This window comes from Acinetobacter sp. SK-43 (genome assembly GCF_015351505.1).
Taxonomy (GTDB): Bacteria; Pseudomonadota; Gammaproteobacteria; order Pseudomonadales; family Moraxellaceae; genus Acinetobacter; species Acinetobacter junii.
Genome location: NZ_JADKPY010000036.1, coordinates 50,399 through 70,387, shown reverse-complemented (window position 1 = coordinate 70,387; position 19,989 = coordinate 50,399). Strand labels below are relative to the sequence as shown.

Here is a 19,989-nt window from a genome sequence, read left to right as displayed (position 1 = left end):
ATTTATATCTCGATTTGCTTAAATTACTCCGTAACAATCCTCTTTAACTTCCTAAGCCCCTAAGTTTTTTATAACGTTGAATATTAATAATCGTTTGTGCAACATCGAGTGAGATATCATCAATTTTCACCAAAACATTGGCTTGTTCCACAGCAAGTCTTGCTTGTTCTGTATTGACACCAGACTTCACTTTACCGAAGTCATAGACCATTTGAGATGCACTCAAGGCAAGAACTTGCTGACCTCTTGAACTCTTTTGTGTCAAATCACCTGTATTCATACCGCCCGTAATCTGCGGATAGTAACCAGCTTTAGCAACATCTATATTTGCATTTTGTGCAGCAAGAGTTGCTAAAGTCTGAGAAATCTCAGGATTACGTTGAACTGCGATCTGTACAGCATCTTTAAGTACGCGAGGCTGACTTTGTATAATCTGTACAGACGCAGGCTGCATAGGTCGCCCGCTACCGACTACGGGTAAATTATTATTCGATGGTGTCACCGTGAAATTACTTAGCTTTTGCATGTTAGCAACTTTGAAATCTTGGTTGCTTTTCGGTGCAAGCAGCTGAGCAATATTATTTTTTAAACTGTGATATTTTTCACTCGGTGTTTCTGCATGTACTACAGGTACGGAAAACGAAAATACACATAATAGCCATTTCAAATCTATACATGTTTTGTGTGCTCCATTATCTACATTTAAATCGTTGTTAATGCTCATATTCTTTTCAAATTGTTATCATTTAAAAGCCCATTCATTCTACTCATTTTTAAAATAAAAACACCATGAGAAAACTACAATTTACACATCGCTTAAATGTTTGTTTTTTGTAATATATATCACACTTTTTTGCTCATAGCTTAGCTATTATTAGCTTTGACCATAGATTTATTAAATTAAAATCAAATACATAAAAAAGAAGAATGAAAAATATTCCAGTAAAAGTCACGTATCTATTTATTATTTCTATTATTTATAAAAAGAAAAAGAGCTATTTAGCTCTTTTTCATATTGTTCAAATGGCTATTTTTAAACCACAAAATCATCACCTAAATACACTTTACGCACTTGCTCATTATCTAGAATTTCCTGAGGGGTACCTTCTGCAATGACTGCACCCTCACTCACGATATAGGCTTTTTCACATATCGCTAATGTCTCTCGAACATTATGATCAGTAATCAATACGCCAATACCGCGCTCTTTCAAAGTTTGAATAATATCTTTGATATCACCCACAGAGATTGGATCAACACCTGCAAATGGCTCATCTAGCAACATAAACTTAGGATCTGCTGCTAATGCGCGAGCGATTTCCGCACGGCGTCGCTCACCACCTGATACGCTCATCCCTAATGAATCTTTGATATGGCTAATTTTAAAATCATTCAATAATTCATTGAGACGTTGCTGGCGCTGTTGCTTGTTTAAGTCTTTTCTTGTTTCCAAGATCGCCATAATGTTTTCAGAGATCGTGAGCTTTCTAAAAATAGAAGCTTCTTGTGGAAGATAGCCAATCCCTTTTCGAGCACGCTCATGCATCGCAAGATCAGATAAATCGAGATCATCTAAATGAATCTCTCCTTTATCCATACGTACCAGACCAACAACCATATAAAAGCTCGTCGTCTTTCCAGCACCATTAGGTCCCAGTAAACCCACAATCTGCCCGCTCTGCATCGTAAAAGAAACATCTTTTACAACCCAGCGCTTACTATAATTCTTTGCTAAGTGTTTGATACACAAAGTTTGTGGTTGTTGTGCTGATTGTTCCATTAATCACGCGCCCCTGGGAAGCTTTTAGAACTAGAAGGTGGAATAATAATTTGAACTCGATTGGTAGATGAACCTTGAGCCTCAACATCACCTTTATTCATACTATATTTCAAAGTATTACCACGGATGCTAGAACCATCTTGATATAGATAAGCTTTTCCTGACAAAGTAATGATCCCTGTGTCTGCATTGTAAATAATAGTTTGAGCCTCGCCTCTTGCTAAGCCCTTATTTACATCCATTTGCTGCTGAAACTTCGCTGGTTGACCCTTTGCTGTAATAGTTTGAATTTCTTTCTTACTATTTAATGTTGCAACAATGGAATCTGCTTGTAGCTTCATCGTTCCTTGCTCAATCACAACATTACCCGTATACGTTGTGATACCTGTTTTATCATTATAAGTCGCGCGATCAGCAACCAATGATAATTGTTGATTACGGTCTGATGGTAAAGCAAATGCTGAAACTGAGCTAAATGCAACTGCTATACACGCAACATGTTTTAGGAAAGCTAAACGATATTTAGAATTAGGAATTAGGCGCATACTTTCCTCGAACTTTGAAAAACTCATATTGACCATTGTTTAAATTTGCTTTCAGACCTTGGCTGACGAAAGCTGAATTTGGTGATTGCACTGTAACTTGATGTTGTGTTTCCAACGCTCTCGTTTTTGGATAACCCGTCAACTCATCAGTACGAAACTCCATTTTGTTGCCTTGATCTGATAATTTTGTTGCGACAACATCACCCATTAAAACAATTTTAGTATTGTCATCATAACCTTTGGCTTGCTTTGCATAAAAAGTCGCATCAGGCTTACCTTGTTTAAACATCACGGCATTGAGTTGATCCAACTGTGAAGTTTTTGACTGCATATTTTGTTCTAATTGCTTGATTTCAGCACGAACGTACAAGTTACCTTGTTCATCCGTTTGGGTTAGGTGAACACCCTGAGCTGAATACGTCATATTTTTAGCCGATTCAACATCAAGCTTTTTCGCTTTGCCGCTATAGTAATAGTAGCCTCCGCTAATGGAAGCAACCACTACAGCAACAACATATAAAACTCTGGTATCCATAAACAGGGTTACCTAACCTTTGGGTAGTTCATTCTATATTAATGTGGTACAGCTAAGTATTTTGCAAGTAGCTCTTGGTAAACACCTTTTGAAGTAAGCAACATGTCACAAACTTCTCGTACAGCACCACGCCCACCCATTGCTTGGGTGACAAGATGAGCACGACGACGTACTTCCTCATGCCCATTTGGTACAGTAATACTCATACCCGCAATTGCAAATGCAGATAAGTCAGGCCAATCATCACCCATGTATAGACAATCTTCAGGGAGAATATTGAACTGAGCACAGGCTTCACGTAATGCTGCACCTTTATCTTCACGTCCCTGAAATACCAAATCAACGCCTAAATCTGACATCCGTTTTTCAACTATATGGCTTTTTCGTCCAGTGATGATGATCACTTTCATACCAGCCTGTTGAACCAATTTCATTCCTAAACCATCACGAATATCAAATGATTTAATTTCATCACCCGAATTCGTTAATGTTACAAAGCCATCGCTTAAGATTCCATCGACGTCTAGCACGAGTGCTTGTAAATGACGTGCTTGTTCTTGTAAAGCATAAGATGCCATGGCTTAATTTACTCCCGCCTGAATTAGATCATGCATACTAATAACACCAATAACTTTATTAGCATCATCAACAACTACAAATTGATTGATTTTACGCTCATGCATTTTTTCTAATGCTTCTACTGCGCGAGCTTCCTGAGAAACCGTAAGTGGATTTTTGGTCATGACTTCTGCAACAGGTAAATTAACATCAAAACCTTGCTGATGATCGATCATACGACGTAAATCACCATCAGTAAAAATACCGAGCAATCTATCCTGTTCATCAACAATGGTCGTAAGACCAAGACGTTTATCAGAAATTTCGTATAACACCTTATTCATCGGTGTATCAGGTTTAACTTTGGGTAATTCTAAACCTGTATGCATCAAATGTTTTACATGTAAAAGTAAACGTTTCCCTAAAGCTCCAGCAGGATGCGAACGAGCAAAATCATCTGCCGTAAATCCACGCGCCTCCAACAAAGCCACAGCCAATGCATCACCCAGCACTAAGGTTGCTGTCGTACTTGATGTTGGCGCTAAACCTAATGGACAAGCTTCATTAGCGGCACCTAATGTTAAAGGTACATCAGCATTTTGTGGCATTGGCCCTTTATCATCACGACTAATCGTAATGAGTGGAACGCCTAGATGCTTAATCAAAGGCATAAGCATCATAATCTCATCACTTTTACCAGAGTTTGAGATTGCAATCAGCACATCACCACGCACCAGCATGCCTAGATCGCCATGACCCGCTTCACCTGGATGCATAAAAAATGAAGGCGTACCTGTTGAAGCAAAAGTCGCCGCCATTTTCCGTCCAATGTGACCAGATTTACCCATTCCTGTAACAACAACACGACCTGAACATTGCAATAAAATCTCACATGCACGATCAAAGCGTTCATCTATTTGTGTTGCAAGAACTTCAATCGCTTGCTGTTCGATGCGCAGCGTTTCTAGCGCGCTTTTTTGGAAATTTATCGTTTGTGACATGCAAGTTTGACTCAAAATAATGTTCAATCTACATAAGCGTAGATGATTTTAATCAAAAGAATTGCGGAGATTCTAGCATAACTGTTTGTGAGAGACGTTTCTAAATGTATAAGATTTCTTAGAAAATGAACAAATATAGAACCCCTATAATTTAATCAGTTCATTCCTTTAGAACATGTTTTTTTATGCGGATAACTTTATGAAAAATGATGCATACGTTATGATGTAACGCTAATTTTGTTGAGTGTTAAAAGCCCTTATGCAACCTTTTGTTTTATATAACTCTGAGCAACGTAAAAAAGTTGAATTTGTCCCACGCAAAGAAGGTCAAATCGACATGTATGTCTGTGGTATGACAGTTTACGATTACTGTCATATTGGACACGCTCGAGTTATGGTTGCATTTGACTACATCATCCGCTTCTTGCGTAGCCAAGGTTGGAAAGTACGCTATATCCGCAATATCACTGATATTGACGATAAAATTATTGCGCGTGCCAATGAAAATGGAGAAAGCATTCAACAACTTACTGCACGATTTATCGAAGCGATGAATGAAGATGCTGCTAATTTAGGTTGTGCTGCGCCAGATGAAGCTCCCAAAGCGACTGAATACATTGATCAAATGCAAAACATGATCAGCAATTTGGTAGATAAAGGTGCTGCCTATCCTGCAAGCAATGGTGATGTCTATTTTGAAGTCACTAAATTCGATAAATACGGTCGACTTTCAGGCCGTAAACTCGATGATATGCAAGCAGGTGCTTCTGAACGCGTAGATGTTGAAGTTGAAAAGAAACATCCTTTTGACTTTGTACTTTGGAAACATGCAAAGGAAAATGAACCAGCTTGGGCATCTCCTTGGGGTAATGGTCGCCCAGGTTGGCATATTGAATGTTCTGCAATGTCGACTTGTTGCTTGGGCAATCATTTTGATATTCACGGTGGTGGTTCAGACTTAATGTTCCCTCATCATGAAAATGAAATTGCACAAAGTGAAGCTTCAACAGGCGAACAATATGTAAATTATTGGATGCATGTTGGATTCATCAATGTCGATGGTGAGAAAATGTCTAAATCACTAGGCAATTTCTTTACGATTAGAGAAGTGATGGAAAAATTCCATCCAGAAGTGATTCGTTACTTTATTGTCTCATCACATTATCGTAGTCCAGTCAATTTTTCTGATGTTGCTTTAAAAGAAGCTAAAACTGCGTTGAGTCGTTTCTATCATTCATTTAAAGCCTATCAACAAACATATGGTCAGAAAATTGTTGATGCATTAGATCAAAGTTTTGTTGAACGCTTTAATAACGCAATGTGTGATGATTTCAACACGGCTGAAGCGATGGCTGTTCTATTTGAACTTAATAAAGAGTTAAATCGCGCAGTTAAAGAAGAACAAGCTGAACAAGCAACAGTTCTCTACTCAACTTTACGTCAGCTCACAAATATTCTTGGTCTAGTTCAACACGATGTAGATGAATTCCTTAAATCAGATATCGGACAAGAAGCTCTAACACTTTCTGATGCTGAAATTGAAGACTTTATTCAGCAACGTGTGGATGCGAAAAAGGCTAAAGACTTTGCCAAGGCTGATAGTATTCGACAGTCTTTACTCGATCAAGGCGTGGTTTTAGAGGACACTCGCCAAGGTACAATTTGGAGACGTGCTGATTAATTCAACACTTAGGATTATAGAGAGTTGACAGTTTAATGAAATTCTCTATAATTCGTCCATATTGCGGGAATAGCTCAGTTGGTAGAGCATAACCTTGCCAAGGTTGGGGTCGCGAGTTCGAGTCTCGTTTCCCGCTCCAAAATTTAAAAAAGCTCTAGTCATTTGATTAGGGTTTTTTTATTTCTTCTCATTCGATCATAAATCTACAAATAACTGTTTGGCGAATCCAGATTATTATCTATCCATCATTAAGCTTCCTAAACAAATTAAATAAAAATCATAACCATGGTTTTATCAGATTTACCAAAAGTTCAAGAACACTTACACCCATCCCCTACACTTTTTTTCATAACTCTCATAATTTAATCCTTTGTGTTTTTTTAAATTAGGTTTAGTAAAAATGAAAAAATCTATTATTGCCCTATCGATTGCATCTATTTTTCTTGTAGCTTGTAGCAAAACAGAGAATAAAAAAACTGAAGAACAAGCACAGACTTCTGCCACAAGTGAAGCAGTAGCAGAAACTACAGTTGCAGATAACGCACATACTGCAGAAAATGCTTTAGATTGGAATGGTACTTATAAGGGTGTATTACCTTGTGCTGATTGTGAAGGTATTGAAACTGAATTAGAGTTAAATTCAGATAAAACATATGAAATTAAAGAAACATATCTCGGTAAAGGGGATGGTAAACCTTTTGAAAGTAAAGGTAGTTTCCAATTCGATAGCAAAAACCTTTCAGTGATTGAACTAGACCAAGCAGGTGATGGACGTAAATATTTTGTCGCTGAAGGTTATCTTAAAGCTTTAGATTTAGAAGGTAATGAAATAACAGGCGAGTTAGCTGATAAATATCAATTGAAGAAAGAAGCTGAATAATAGATTTTCTGCTTAATTATTTTTTTCTAGAAACATAATAAAAAAAACCCTGCATAAGCAGGGTTTTTTCGAATCAATCAGAAGCGATTAGCCACCGAATTGGTTCATTGTGTTTTTGCTAGCATCACCAGCTTTAAGTGCGTTCTCACCAGCAAAGATTTCTTTGTGATCATCACCGATGTCAGAACCAGCCATTGCTTGGTGTTTAACACATGCGATACCACCGCGGATTTCTTTACGTTGTACGCCAGCAACATAAGCCAACATACCTTCTTCACCGAAGTAACCTTTAGCAAGCTCATGAGTAGAAAGAGCAGCTGTGTGGTAAGTAGGAAGAGTGATCAAGTGGTGGAAAACACCTGCTTCACGTGCAGCATCAGCTTGGAAAGTACGGATCTTTTCATCAGCATCAGCAGCTAATTCAGAGTTATCGTACTCAGCGCTCATTAATTTAGCACGGTCGTAACCAGATACATCTTTACCTTCAGCAACCCAACGGTCATACGCTTGTTGACGGAAGTTTAAAGTCCAGTTGAACGATGGAGAGTTGTTATAAACAAGTTTCGCGTTTGGAACTTGTTTTTTGATGTCGTTTACGAAACCAGCAATACCAGCAACGTCTGGAGTTGGAGTTTCGATCCAGATCATGTCAGCGCCGTTTTGTAAGCTAGTTACACAGTCAAGCACAACGCGGTCGTGTTGAGTGCCTTCACGGAACTGGTACAAACCAGAAGCTAAACGAGTTGGGCGGTGTAATTTGCCATCACGCTTGATAAGGATTTCGTCATCAGAAGCTTCAGAAATATCGATTTCTTTAGTGTCTAAGTAGCTGATGTATTGAGAAGCTAAATCACCTTTCTCTTTAGATACAGGGATCTTTTGAGTTAAGTCAGCGCCTTCAGAGTCAGTACGTGCAACGATAACACCTTCGTCAACACCAAGCTCAAGGAATGCATAACGTACAGCATTGATTTTAGCTAAGAAGTCTTCGTGTGGAACAGTTACTTTACCAGCTTGGTGACCACATTGTTTAGCGTCAGAAACTTGGTTTTCGATTTGGATTGCACAAGCACCAGCTTCGATCATTTGTTTAGTTAACAAATAAGTTGCTTCTTCGTTACCGAAACCAGCATCGATGTCAGCAATAATTGGCACAACGTGAGATTCAAAGTTGTCGATTTGTGAAATGATTTCAGCAGCTTTAGCAGAATCACCAGCTTGTTCAGCTTTTTGTAAAGCACGGAACAAATCATTTAATTCTTTAGCGTCAGCTTGACGTAAGAATGTATAGATTTCAGCGATTAGTTTAGGTACAGAAGTTTTTTCGTGCATAGATTGGTCAGGAAGTGGACCAAATTCTGAACGAAGAGCAGCAACCATCCAACCAGAAAGGTAGATGTAACGCTTGCTTGTAGTACCGAAGTATTTTTTGTTCGCAATCATTTTTTGTTGCGCAATGAAACCATGCCAGCAACCTAATGATTGAGTGTATTTGCTTGAATCAGCGTCATATTCAGCCATATCTTTACGCATGATAGCAGCTGTATATTTAGCGATGTCTAAACCAGTGTGGAAACGGTTTTGAACCATCATACGAGCAGCATCTTCTGGGCGAATCGCACCCCAAGTACCACCTAATTTTTCTTTAACGGCACGAACGTGCTCTAAAGCTGATTGATATGTCATGATATTTTCCTTTCAGGGATTGGCATCGAATGCACGCTGAAAACCATGCTTTTTTATAGGCTAGATTTCAAGCACTTCATCAATATGTTGCACAGCTTAGTCTTTGCCAAGAGATTAATCCAATATTCTTGGGTAATTTTCGGTATTTTTTTTTGAAATATGCCTTTGAACATGAATTTATAGCGAGTCCAAGTCATTACAAACCATTGTTTTAAATAATATTTAATTAAGCTTAACAATGAGATTAGAAAATCAAATTTATTAAAAATGAATATCTTTTAATCGCTCATCTTTCAGAGTTCCACCCCTAAAATTTTATCAAATTGACATTTTTTGCCATTTAATAGGTCATTTATTTTGTTATTTACTAAACAACTGTGCTTGATATCTTTGGTTAATTCTAAACCAAATTTAGATGTACTTTAGTTTTTCTCAAATTGCGTTTTTAACTATGCTTTTTGGCGGATTAAATTACACAAAAGCCTTTAGATATGTCATAATTCAACACAATTTAAATATTTTATTCTCGGTATTTTTTTTATGAATCTGGAGCGGGTCGATCTCAATTTATTAATTTATCTTGATGTACTACTTCGTGAAAAAAATGTCACACGTGCAGCAGAACAATTAGGTGTTACTCAACCTGCGATGAGTAATATTCTAAGAAGATTGCGTAATCTATTTAATGACCCCCTGCTTATTCGCTCTTCAGAAGGTATGACTCCAACTGAACGTGCTTTAGAACTACAACCCCGTATTCGTGATGCCCTTTCTGATCTATCAATGATCTTAGAGCCGCGAACTGAATTTAGACCCTATACAAGTAATCGCGTTTTCCGAATCATGACATCGGACTATGCTGAAGCAACTTTAGTACCGAGATTAGTTAAAGCTCTTCGATCTGAAGCACCAAACGTTGTACTCGACTTTTTAACTCCAAGTGATGTTTCATATCGTGATATGGAACAGGGTAAAGTTGATTTAGCAATTAACCGTTTTAATGAAATTCCTCAAAGCTTCCACCAAGTGTTAGTTTGGCGTGATAGCTTTAGCTGTATCCTTAATGACAAACATCCAGCTGTCACCCACCTCAATTTAAAAAGCTATTTAGATGCTCAACATATTTGGGTTTCTAAAACTGGCATGGGCGTGGGTTTTGGTGTTAACCCTGATAAACAAGCTGGTTTGGGCTGGATTGATCAAGCCTTAGAGCGGATTGGTCAACGACGTAAAATTTCAGTATTTACACGTCATTATCAAATGCCAGCTCTTTTAGCTCAAAATGTAGATTTGATTGCGACGCTACCAACACGTATGGCGCGCCTTCAAACTCAAAATCCGAAATTAGTCATCAAAGACCCTCCATTTTATATTCCAGAATTTGAATTAAAAATGGCATGGTGCCCTTTACTCCACCACCATCCTGCACATCGTTGGTTAAGACAATTAATTTTATTTGTCGCACGCCAAATGATTGAGGAAGAAAACCGTGAATTTTTTATAAATAATTCACAATTTTCACAATACTAAAACAAGCTATTGTAAAAATATTGCGAGTTTGTTGAAATATCAGCAGATTCTACTTTTTTGAGAATATGCTGTTTTCATAAATAAGATTATTACACTGAGGTAAGGATTGAGTTACCTCAGTGCTTTTTTTGTGTTACAACATATTCATAATAATGATGAACCACAGGTGATATGTGAGTCTCTTCCAAAATATTATAGTTATTATTTTACTGATTTCAGCAGCAGGTTTTTTATCACTTACTGAAATTGCACTTGCAGGTGCTCGAAAAGTTAAATTAAAAATCCTTGCTGAATCAGGTGAAACCCGCGCACAAAAAGTTTTGGATTTACAAGAACAATCCGCTGATTTCTTTGCTGCATCACAAATTGGTTTAAATGCAGTTGCTATTCTGGGTGGTATTTTAGGTGAAGCAGCTTTTCGTCCATTTTTTGTAGAAATGATTAAAGGTTTTTATGCTGGTCCTTGGTTAGAAACCATTGGTTTTGCCCTATCATTTACTATGGTCACTTCACTATTCATTTTATTTGCTGATTTAATGCCAAAACGCTTGGCAATGATCGCTCCAGAAAAAATTGCAATTAGCGTTATTGATCCCATTCAAGTTTTTATCAAGGTTTGCAAACCCTTAGCTTGGGGAATTAATGCGATTGCAAACTTGTTATTTCGCTTATTTAAAGTAAATACCATTCGTGATGACAATATCACCTTTGATGATATTTCTGCGGTCATGGATGCAGGTGCACAAGCTGGTGTCTTACAAAAGCAAGAACATCACTTTATTGAAAATGTATTTGAACTTGAAGAACGAACTGTTCCCTCCAGTATGACTACACGTGAAAACGTGGTTTATTTTACTTTGACGGAACATGAAGATAGCATCCGTCAAAAGCTAGCTGAATATCCTTATTCAAAATTTGTTGTGTGTAATGAACATATCGACCAAGTTATTGGTTATGTCGACGCTAAAGATATTTTAATTCGTATCTTAAACAAGCAATCCTTCACACAATTGAATGAATCAACTATTCGTAATGTACTCATTATTCCAGACACACTCACCTTATCTGAACTACTAGACCGTTTTCGCTCAACTAAAGAAAAATTTGCTGTTGTTATCAATGAATATGCTTTAGTCGTTGGTGTTATCACCCTGAGCGACATTATGATTACCGTTATGGGTGATTGGGTCACACCAATGGATGAAGAGCAACAAATTATTAAACGTGATAATCACTCTTGGTTAATTGATGGCAGCACACCAATTGAGGATGTAAAACACGTTCTAGAAATTGAAGAGTTTCCAGAAAATGAAAACTACGAAACGATCGCTGGTTTCATCATGTATCGTTTGCGTAAGATCCCTCGCCCTGCGGATGCGGTAGAATATGCAGGATTTAAATTTGAAGTCGTCGATATTGATCATTATAAAATTGACCAATTGTTGGTAACTCAGATTATGCCAAATCAAGAGAATGTTTTAAAAGATCACGAAGAATAATGTAAATATAATGAAGCCCAACATTGGGCTTTTTATTTAAAAATAAACCAAACAATCATAGCGATTAAAAAAAGAACAGCAACTAAAAACTGAATACCACTGCGACTACGTTGAGCTAATTGTTCTTGTATAAATACTTGCTCATTTGGGTGAGTATCTAAATAACGATCTACTAAATCCTTAGACTCTTTCAGACCTAGACCCGTTTTTTCACGTGTTATTTTTATCGCATCAATTAATTTACCTGACCTTAATGCAATTAAAGCTTCATGTGGTAACTCTTCCATTTGAGTCATGTGCCAAACATCCTTGTTATTCTAATCCATTAATTTATAAAAATTTTTATATGATAACTATTTAGTTACCACCATACAAAGAAATTAGTTCATCTAATGTCGCTTGATAATGAATAAGAATATCTTCTGATAAAATTTTATATGCATTATCAAATTGCACCATTGGCCAACCTTCTTTCCAAAAGGGGAAAATATTATGCAAACCTTCTGTCACAATTGCATCTTCGCGTGTGATAGCTTGAGAAACCTGAGATAAAACTTGAGCTGTTTCTGCCCCATCAATTGCTAAATAATCAATACCACGTACTTTTAAGATTCGGATACGATCTTTTTTATAACGTATTTTTTTGGCCTGTCCTGCATTTAGTCCCAAAGCTAAAGTAACAGCCTCTACAAACTTCTCTTCAAAACTATTATTCAGCGCAACCAAAGCATTTTTGTGTGCTTCTTGACGACCAACTTTCCCACCATTACGAATGATCTCTTTAGCTTCAACATCAAGCTCATCTTTTTTCATAGACTGTAAAATGTCTAAAATTTCGATATCGCTTAAATACTCAGGAGATTGTTCAGTCATGGGAGTCCAAATACAAAAATTCAAAGCACTATTGTCGCATAAAAGTAAAATTAAAACAGAACTAAAATATTCTTACGTAATGCATAAAAAGATGAAATAAAAAGTTAATTGTACTCTAGATGAATAATTTACTTAATGCCTAAGCATTTATAATCTATAAAAAAACCCGCTTTCGCGGGCTTTTATAAATCAGTTCAGATAATTATAAACGAACTAATTCAACAATTTGTTCTGCTGCTTCTTCAACAGTTTCAGCAGTTAGGTCTGTATCCGTACCTTCAACGGTAGTTGTAATGACAACTACACCTGTTTCACGTAACAAATTGATCTGATCAACTGATAATGTAGATTTTGCAATCGCCACTACACCCTGTTGGATCAATAAACTTTCTAAGGCTTGAGCATTTTCGATTAATTGTGCAGAAATACCTATCACAGCAGGTTTCTGACCTAAACGAGCAGCACGATCTTCTGCAGTAACTGGATTGCTATGCGCAGTCCACTCAACAGCAGCTTCAACCATACCTGCACCAACCGTAACGTTGCTTAAACGATCAATAAAGATAAATGAACCTGTATAACGACTGTCTTGGTATTGATCAAATACAACTGGTGCATCAAACTCAATAACCACATCAGCAATTGCATTCAACTCTAGCTCTTCAACTTGTGTATGTTCAAGTGTATTGACATTAACTCGGAAATTAATCGCTGTAACTTTAGCTGGTACAGTTTGGGTACCAATCTTCACGTTATAAAGTTTGCCTTTAACTAAAGGATGTTCAGTCATCCAAACAACTGAAGCACGAACGCTACGTGAAATTAAAGGTTGCTCGCCTGCACGAACCAATACATTACCACGTGAAATATCAATTTCATCGTTCAATGTAAGTGTCACTGCTTGACCAGCAGCTGCGCTTTCAAGATTTCCATCAAAAGTTACAATTTCTTTAACTGTTGATTTTTTGCCTGAAGGTAGTGCTACGATTTCATCGCCTACTTTGATTTCACCAAGCGCAATCGTTCCTGCAAAACCTCGGAAATCAAGGTTTGGACGATTCACGTATTGAACAGGGAAACGGAATTCATGTTTATTCGATTCACGTTTGATTTCCACTGATTCAAGAATATCCATCAACGTTTGACCCTTGTACCAAGGTGTGCTCGCAGATGGATTTACAACGTTATCGCCATTGAGAGCTGAAATTGGAACAAAGACGATATTTTCTGGACGACGGTTGCCTAACTGATTTACAAACGCATCATATTCAACTTGAATTTCATTGAATCGAGTTTCAGAAAACTCAACCAAATCCATTTTATTGATCGCAACTACGATATTTTTGATGCCGAGTAAACTTGCAATGAAGGTATGACGACGTGTTTGTGTTTGAACACCATATCGCGCATCAATCAAAATGATTGCAAGATCAGCAGTTGAAGCACCAGTCGCCATGTTGCGCGTGTATTGCTCATGCCCTGGTGTATCCGCGATGATGAACTTACGTTTCTCAGTTGAGAAATAACGATAAGCAACATCAATAGTAATACCTTGTTCACGTTCAGCTTGTAGACCATCTACAAGTAGTGCAAGGTCAGGTGCATCACCTGTTGTACCTACTTTTTTACTGTCTCGAGTAACTGCTTGCAATTGATCTTCATAGATCAACTTTGAATCGTAAAGTAAACGACCAATAAGCGTTGATTTACCATCATCCACGTTACCGCAAGTCAAAAAGCGTAGCAGGTCTTTATTTTCGTGCTGTTTTAAATACGCCAAGATGTCTTGGCTAATAAGATCTGATTGATGAGACATTGCTCAAAACTCCACATATTCTTTAGAAATCATTTTTAATTTCCCTAAATCCTTCTTTCTAAAAGAGATTTACTTTAGGAAATTAGAAGTAACCTTCCTGCTTTTTCTTTTCCATCGAGCCAGCTTCATCATGGTCAATCATTCGACCTTGGCGTTCTGAACTAGTGGCCAAAAGCATTTCCTGAATAATTTCAGGTAAGGTATCTGCTTCCGATTCGACTGCACCTGTTAATGGATAACAGCCTAATGTACGGAAACGCACCGATTTCATTTGTGGAACTTCACCCTCTTTTAAACGCATACGCTCATCATCTACCATGATCAACGTACCACTACGCTCTACAACTGGACGAACAGCTGAGAAATAAAGAGGAACAATTTGAATGTTTTCTAGATAGATATATTGCCAAATATCTAACTCAGTCCAGTTAGATAATGGGAATACACGAATGCTTTCCCCTTTGTTTACTTTACCGTTGTAAAGATTCCAAAGTTCTGGACGTTGGTTTTTAGGATCCCAACGGTGTTTCGTATCACGGAATGAATAAACACGTTCTTTCGCACGTGATTTCTCTTCGTCACGACGTGCACCACCAAAGGCAGCATCAAATTGGTATTTATCCAAGGCTTGTTTTAAGCCCTGAGTTTTCATGATATCCGTATATTTTGAACTACCGTGATCAAATGGGTTAATCCCAGCATCACGTCCTTCTTTGTTCTGATGAACAATCAAATCAAAGCCATGTGTTTTCGCCATGTTATCGCGGAAAGCAATCATGTCCTTAAATTTCCAACCCGTATCTACATGTAGTAATGGGAATGGGAGTTTCGCTGGATAGAAAGCTTTTAATGCTAGATGGAGCATAACCGCCGAATCTTTACCAATCGAGTAAAGCATCACAGGGTTTTCAAACTCAGCAGCAACTTCCCGAATGATGTGAATACTTTCAGCCTCAAGCTGTTTGAGGTGAGTTAATCTATTCTCAGTCATGTACACTTCCTCCTTTATTCATGCTACCCATAAAATCTATAAGCGGTCTTACACCACCACTTGGAAGACCGTGTGGAGGAACGAGTATCATAACAACTCCAATTTTTCGTGATATCGATGTTATTACCAGAACTTAATTAATGATCTAGTAAGTTTTATTCATTATAATAATTTAGAGAGAGTTCTTTAGCTTGTTTTTTCATATCAATATGCAAAATTATGATATGAATATATAACTTCATTATAAAAGTGAAACCATTTATTTTTATTCTAAAGTAAGAAAAGAAGCCTGTTTAAGCTTCTTTTCTTGGGATTATGATGTTTAAAATTAGAAACGGAACATGTTACGTTCTAATGGAATTTCAAGACCTACAGAAACACCACCATCATTGCCATTTAAATCTGAATCACTTACCCAACCATTAATTTTAAGAGGGATTGTTGGCTTTAAATAGTGTGTCCAAGTCAAGTCTAAACCTTTCACAGTGTCAGCTTCTGGAAAAGCTGCATTGTTATCTTGCACACGTTGAGTTTGACTTACTTTTGCATAAATAACACGACCACTTAAACGATTCATTACATCAAAACGAACATTTCCACCAACAGAATACATCTGACCATCTCCCCCCATTGCATGGCCTAATGGGAAACCATGTTGATAGTAGCCATCCGTGTAGATAGTATGACTATAGGAAATACCTTGTGCTTTACCATTTGTACGTGTGTCAGCCCATTCAGCATAAAGTTGATATGGCATATTTTTATAGCTAGAAGAGAAATCTGCACCGCCTAAGTACATATATTTTGCTGGTAGTCCACCTGCTTCATCTTCACCAACAAACTGTGTATATAAACTTACAGGCACATTAAATAGAGGTTGCAAAAATAATCGACTATCGAATCCTGCAATTTGGTTAGAAGGATCAGCCTCGCCAGTTCCTCCATTGTCTTTACTACCCGTCCAAGCATCCCATAATGAGCTTAGACTCTCTGGTCGTCCTTCTCCACCCCATTGAATCGCTCTTGAAGCTCCTAGCTCTAAAGCAGGAAAAGGACGAGCAGTTAAACGTAATCCAATCAGTTTTGCGTCTGGTATAGCTTTATAGTCATCTAATTGACCTGCAAAAGCCTGATATTGCCAAGGTCCAATCCAAGACAACCATTTTGTTTCAAAAGCATCTTGAACTGCACGTTGTACAGTCACACCATATACAGGACGACTTGCATCGCCACGAATTAAGCTACCATCATGACCTGGTCCCCAATAAGTTGGAATTTGACCTGCAATAACCCATTGATTCCAAAGCTTACCAGCTATATAAGAACCCTCTACATTTGCATCATTTCCATTATCAATTAATGGATCTTTTTCACCATTTACACGAAGTTTAGCATCCCAATTGTCACCACCAGCATTCAACTCAGCTGCGATTTGATATTGAGATTTTTGGTTATCACCAAATGCTTGAGGAACTGTCTTTAAATCCGTACCAGCATGCAAACCCACTTTTACAGTTGCATTGTCTGCCTGCAAAGTATTTATCACAGAGTTCACAACTTTTTGCTGTGTATTATTAGTCACTTTCGCTTGTGACAACGCTCTTTGAATTTCATCACCACTTAAGGGCCATGTAGATGTACTGATTTGAATGACGCCTTGCTGATTTAACCAATTTAGATCAGTACGTAAATTTTCATCGTTGAGCACTAAGCCTTGCGCAAAAATAGTCGATGAAAACGAGGCAAATAATGCTATAGAAAGCGATTTTTTTAGAAACATGTCCAAACTGTTCTCAAGTTTATTTATGAGCACATCATCGTTTTTTTAGAGACACATTTCAATCCTCTAACCAAACAATTACATTTCTTAACGCAGAAAACAAAGAAGCCACTCTTAAGAGTGGCTTCTTTTATTAATCAGTCAAATGTTTAGTCTTTACGACGCATATGCGGGAATAAAAGCACATCACGAATACTTGGGGCATTCGCAAACAACATAACTAAACGATCAATACCAATACCTTCACCTGCTGTTGGCGGTAAACCGTATTCTAGCGCTTCAATAAAGTCCGCATCGTAATGCATTGCCTCATCATCACCAGCATCTTTCTCAGCAACTTGGGCTTGGAAACGCTCTGCTTGATCGATTGGATCATTTAATTCCGAGAAACCATTTGCTAACTCACGTCCACCGATGAAAAACTCGAAACGATCAGTAATATGTGGATTATCATCATTACGACGTGCAAGTGGAGAGGTTTCAGCTGGATATTCGGTGATAAATGTTGGCTGACGTAGCTTAGTTTCAACTGTTTCTTCAAACACGATGGTTTGTAACTTACCTAAACCAAAGCCTGGCTTAACCTGCTCTTTTAATACTTCTTGAGTAAACTTAGCCAAGAAATCACGGTCATTTACATTTTCAGGTGTGAAATCTGGATTGTGTTCAAGAATCGCATCAAACATTGAGATTTTCTTGAATGGACCTTTAAAGCTATATACCTCTTCACCATAAGGTACATCTGTTGTACCCAAGATATCGATTGCAAGTTTCTCAAGCATATTCTCAGTCAATGCCATCAGATCTTTATAATCAGCATATGCTTGGTAGAACTCAATCATCGTAAATTCGGGGTTGTGACGAGTTGAAACACCTTCATTACGGAAATTACGGTTGATTTCAAATACACGTTCAAAACCACCTACCACTAAACGTTTTAAGTAAAGCTCAGGCGCAATACGTAAATAAAGCTCCATATCTAAAGCGTTGTGGTGTGTTACAAATGGTTTTGCAGATGCGCCACCAGGAATAACATGCATCATTGGCGTTTCAACTTCCATGAAACGCTCATTGGTTAAAAATGCACGAATACCTGCAACAACTTTGGCACGAATTTCAAATGTTTTTCTTGTTTCTTCGTTGACAATAAGATCTAAATAACGTTTACGATATTTTGCCTCGGTGTCAGTTAAACCGTGGAATTTATCTGGTAATGGGCGTAATGATTTGGTTAGTAATTCAAAACCTTCAAGATGCACATATAAGTCACCCTTACCTGAACGACCAATATAACCTTCTGCAGCAATAATATCGCCAAGGTCTAAACTTTTTATTGTTTCTAAAATATCAGCAGCTAAACCTTTACGATCAACATAAAGTTGGATACGACCAGTCATATCCTGAATCACCATAAATGATCCGCGGTTGAGCATGACACGACCAGCAACTTTTACATAAACCTTTTCACCGCCTTCAATTTGCGCTTTAGCTAAATCTTTAAATTGCTCTTGCAAATCAGCAGCATAGTGCTCACGTTTAAATGTGTTTGGCCAAGGGCTTTTGCCAGTTTGTTTGGCAGTATCTTGGATTTGCTTTAATTTGGCATGACGCTGTGCGATTAAATCGTTTTCGGAAAGTGTCTGTTCAGAAGTCGATTGAGCGTTTTGTTGCGTCATCTCTGCCTCGATTAAGTAAAAAATGAAGTGACATAGAATAGCAGATCACAACCCATTTTCGTATTGTTTCAACCAGACAATTCAAAAAAATGAAGATTTTATCAAATTTTCAAACTGATACTTTGCAAATTTAGAACAAAAACCCAAGCCGAATTAGTCTCATTTTTCTGCTAAATGTTTAACCATCGCCAATCCTTGATCAAAACCATTATTCATCATTTCTTCGTATTCAGGTTGAATATCGACTTCTACATGAAGTTGCGTTTCTCCATTGTAATCAACCAACAAATATTTTTCCAAAGAGCCAGCCCAAGCTTTCACATCCTCACTATCAAAATCCTCTTGATCATCTTTAATCATCCCGAGGTGCTTGAAAACAATTTCATTCGGCTCATCTATTCGTTCTATTGTCGATACCATCCCATTTCCATCACCATCAGTAAAATAGGTTTTACCACCTACTTTCCAATCAGACTTCATTTGAGAATCACAAGAAAAGAATTTTGTCCAAACATTATAGGTTTCAGTTCCCCATAATATGTCCCAGACTCTTTCAGGAGTCGCATAAATTTTAATGTTGTAACTTAGCGTTTTCATAAATATAACGTCCTTATTATTGTGATAATTCATCATAACTGATTTTCAAATGTATGTTTTTTATTCAAACCAAACTTATACGTTTCATTATTTTCAGCAAATAATAAAGTCCTCGATATAAAATTAATTAGAGTAATTGCTCAAATAACAAGACTTTCGGCCCGAATTGCCATACCACTTTTTACATAAATGATTAAACTCTTGCATTTACTTTACTTAAATGTCGTTCTGCGTAAAAATCTAACTCCCGATCAACACAAGTTAGTTCTATTGCAGCGATCGTAACGACATTATGGAATAGTTTTACTGAAAGGCAATTTGAGCATACCTATCAGTTTGGAGAGTCACATGAAAAAATATCAATGTATCGTTTGTGGTTGGATTTATGACGAAGCAGAAGGCTGGCCACAAGACGGCATTGCAGCAGGGACAAAATGGGAAGACATCCCAGATGATTGGACTTGCCCAGATTGCGGCGTTTCAAAAGCTGATTTTGAAATGGTTGAAATCTAAATAGAACTAAAAGACCATGATCATCATGGTCTTTTTTTCTTATGTTTT

Annotated in this window: 18 protein-coding genes, 1 tRNA gene and 1 pseudogene; 6 read left to right on the top strand and 14 right to left on the bottom strand. The window is 37.5% G+C overall.

Annotation, left to right across the window (positions count from 1 at the left end; genetic code table 11):
* Positions 1–61 precede the first annotated feature (61 nt).
* The 6 genes and pseudogenes from IRT38_RS08750 to IRT38_RS08725 all read right to left on the bottom strand — a co-directional run.
* Positions 62–724, bottom strand: a pseudogene (locus IRT38_RS08750) (TolC family protein); the annotation flags it as partial.
* A 309-nt stretch (positions 725–1,033) separates the two neighbouring features.
* Positions 1,034–1,780, bottom strand: a complete 747-nt coding sequence (gene lptB, locus IRT38_RS08745; protein ID WP_004913352.1) for an LPS export ABC transporter ATP-binding protein — start codon at positions 1,778–1,780, stop codon at positions 1,034–1,036.
* Positions 1,780–2,325 carry a lipopolysaccharide transport periplasmic protein LptA gene (gene lptA, locus IRT38_RS08740; protein ID WP_004913354.1) on the bottom strand — a complete coding sequence of 182 codons (546 nt, stop codon included), beginning with the start codon at positions 2,323–2,325 and terminating at the stop codon, positions 1,780–1,782. The genes lptB and lptA overlap by 1 nt, the downstream gene beginning before the upstream one ends.
* A complete protein-coding gene (gene lptC, locus IRT38_RS08735) occupies positions 2,309–2,860 on the bottom strand; it encodes an LPS export ABC transporter periplasmic protein LptC (protein WP_194597468.1) in 552 nt (183 codons plus the stop codon). Before lptC ends, lptA begins: the two co-directional genes overlap by 17 nt.
* A 38-nt stretch (positions 2,861–2,898) precedes the next feature.
* Positions 2,899–3,438: a KdsC family phosphatase gene (locus tag IRT38_RS08730; RefSeq protein ID WP_004913359.1), complete on the bottom strand. Its 540-nt coding sequence runs from the start codon at positions 3,436–3,438 to the stop codon at positions 2,899–2,901.
* A gap of 3 nt (positions 3,439–3,441) precedes the next feature.
* Positions 3,442–4,419, bottom strand: coding sequence for a KpsF/GutQ family sugar-phosphate isomerase (locus tag IRT38_RS08725; RefSeq protein WP_194597467.1), 978 nt, complete (start codon positions 4,417–4,419; stop codon positions 3,442–3,444).
* 259 nt (positions 4,420–4,678) lie between these two features.
* Between IRT38_RS08725 and cysS the strand changes: the two genes are divergently transcribed.
* The 3 genes from cysS (at position 4,679) to IRT38_RS08710 (ending at position 6,980) form a co-directional block, all read left to right on the top strand.
* Positions 4,679–6,100 (top strand): cysteine--tRNA ligase, encoded by a 1,422-nt coding sequence (cysS, locus tag IRT38_RS08720; RefSeq protein ID WP_194597466.1) that lies wholly within the window; start codon positions 4,679–4,681, stop codon positions 6,098–6,100.
* Positions 6,101–6,163: 63 nt separating this feature from the next.
* A tRNA-Gly gene (locus IRT38_RS08715) sits at positions 6,164–6,239 on the top strand.
* A gap of 261 nt (positions 6,240–6,500) precedes the next feature.
* On the top strand, positions 6,501–6,980 hold the full coding sequence (locus IRT38_RS08710) for a copper resistance protein NlpE (protein ID WP_194597465.1): 480 nt from the start codon (positions 6,501–6,503) through the stop codon (positions 6,978–6,980).
* Positions 6,981–7,067: 87 nt separating this feature from the next.
* Here the strand turns inward: IRT38_RS08710 and IRT38_RS08705 are convergent, their stop codons facing one another.
* On the bottom strand, positions 7,068–8,669 hold the full coding sequence (locus IRT38_RS08705; protein WP_035338572.1) for an isocitrate lyase: 1,602 nt from the start codon (positions 8,667–8,669) through the stop codon (positions 7,068–7,070).
* 537 nt (positions 8,670–9,206) lie between these two features.
* Here IRT38_RS08705 and IRT38_RS08700 point away from each other — a divergent pair.
* Together IRT38_RS08700 and IRT38_RS08695 are read left to right on the top strand one after the other, a co-directional pair.
* Complete coding sequence (locus IRT38_RS08700) at positions 9,207–10,196, top strand: LysR family transcriptional regulator (RefSeq protein WP_004913372.1); 990 nt, start codon at positions 9,207–9,209, stop codon at positions 10,194–10,196.
* A gap of 173 nt (positions 10,197–10,369) precedes the next feature.
* Positions 10,370–11,695 (top strand): hemolysin family protein, encoded by a 1,326-nt coding sequence (locus tag IRT38_RS08695; RefSeq protein WP_004959676.1) that lies wholly within the window; start codon positions 10,370–10,372, stop codon positions 11,693–11,695.
* Between the two features lie 32 nt (positions 11,696–11,727).
* Here IRT38_RS08695 and IRT38_RS08690 read toward each other — a convergent pair whose 3' ends face one another.
* The 7 genes from IRT38_RS08690 to IRT38_RS08660 all read right to left on the bottom strand — a co-directional run bounded on the left by IRT38_RS08690 (position 11,728) and on the right by IRT38_RS08660 (position 19,428).
* The gene (locus tag IRT38_RS08690) at positions 11,728–11,991 is read right to left on the bottom strand and encodes a ribosomal protein L7/L12 (RefSeq protein ID WP_194597464.1); all 264 of its coding nucleotides are present in this window, start codon (positions 11,989–11,991) and stop codon (positions 11,728–11,730) included.
* A 61-nt stretch (positions 11,992–12,052) separates the two neighbouring features.
* Positions 12,053–12,568: a hypothetical protein gene (locus tag IRT38_RS08685; RefSeq protein ID WP_004913382.1), complete on the bottom strand. Its 516-nt coding sequence runs from the start codon at positions 12,566–12,568 to the stop codon at positions 12,053–12,055.
* Between the two features lie 202 nt (positions 12,569–12,770).
* The gene (cysN, locus tag IRT38_RS08680; protein ID WP_194597463.1) at positions 12,771–14,384 is read right to left on the bottom strand and encodes a sulfate adenylyltransferase subunit CysN; all 1,614 of its coding nucleotides are present in this window, start codon (positions 14,382–14,384) and stop codon (positions 12,771–12,773) included.
* 82 nt (positions 14,385–14,466) lie between these two features.
* Positions 14,467–15,375, bottom strand: a complete 909-nt coding sequence (cysD, locus tag IRT38_RS08675; protein ID WP_004913386.1) for a sulfate adenylyltransferase subunit CysD — start codon at positions 15,373–15,375, stop codon at positions 14,467–14,469.
* Between the two features lie 328 nt (positions 15,376–15,703).
* Positions 15,704–17,155 carry a capsule assembly Wzi family protein gene (locus IRT38_RS08670; protein ID WP_194597462.1) on the bottom strand — a complete coding sequence of 484 codons (1,452 nt, stop codon included), beginning with the start codon at positions 17,153–17,155 and terminating at the stop codon, positions 15,704–15,706.
* A gap of 149 nt (positions 17,156–17,304) precedes the next feature.
* Complete coding sequence (gene lysS, locus IRT38_RS08665; protein ID WP_194597461.1) at positions 17,305–18,831, bottom strand: lysine--tRNA ligase; 1,527 nt, start codon at positions 18,829–18,831, stop codon at positions 17,305–17,307.
* Between the two features lie 159 nt (positions 18,832–18,990).
* On the bottom strand, positions 18,991–19,428 hold the full coding sequence (locus tag IRT38_RS08660) for an SRPBCC family protein (protein ID WP_194597460.1): 438 nt from the start codon (positions 19,426–19,428) through the stop codon (positions 18,991–18,993).
* A gap of 348 nt (positions 19,429–19,776) precedes the next feature.
* Here IRT38_RS08660 and rubA point away from each other — a divergent pair, with 348 nt between their 5' ends.
* Complete coding sequence (gene rubA / locus IRT38_RS08655) at positions 19,777–19,941, top strand: rubredoxin RubA (protein ID WP_004678010.1); 165 nt, start codon at positions 19,777–19,779, stop codon at positions 19,939–19,941.
* The last annotated feature ends 48 nt before the right edge of the window (positions 19,942–19,989 follow it).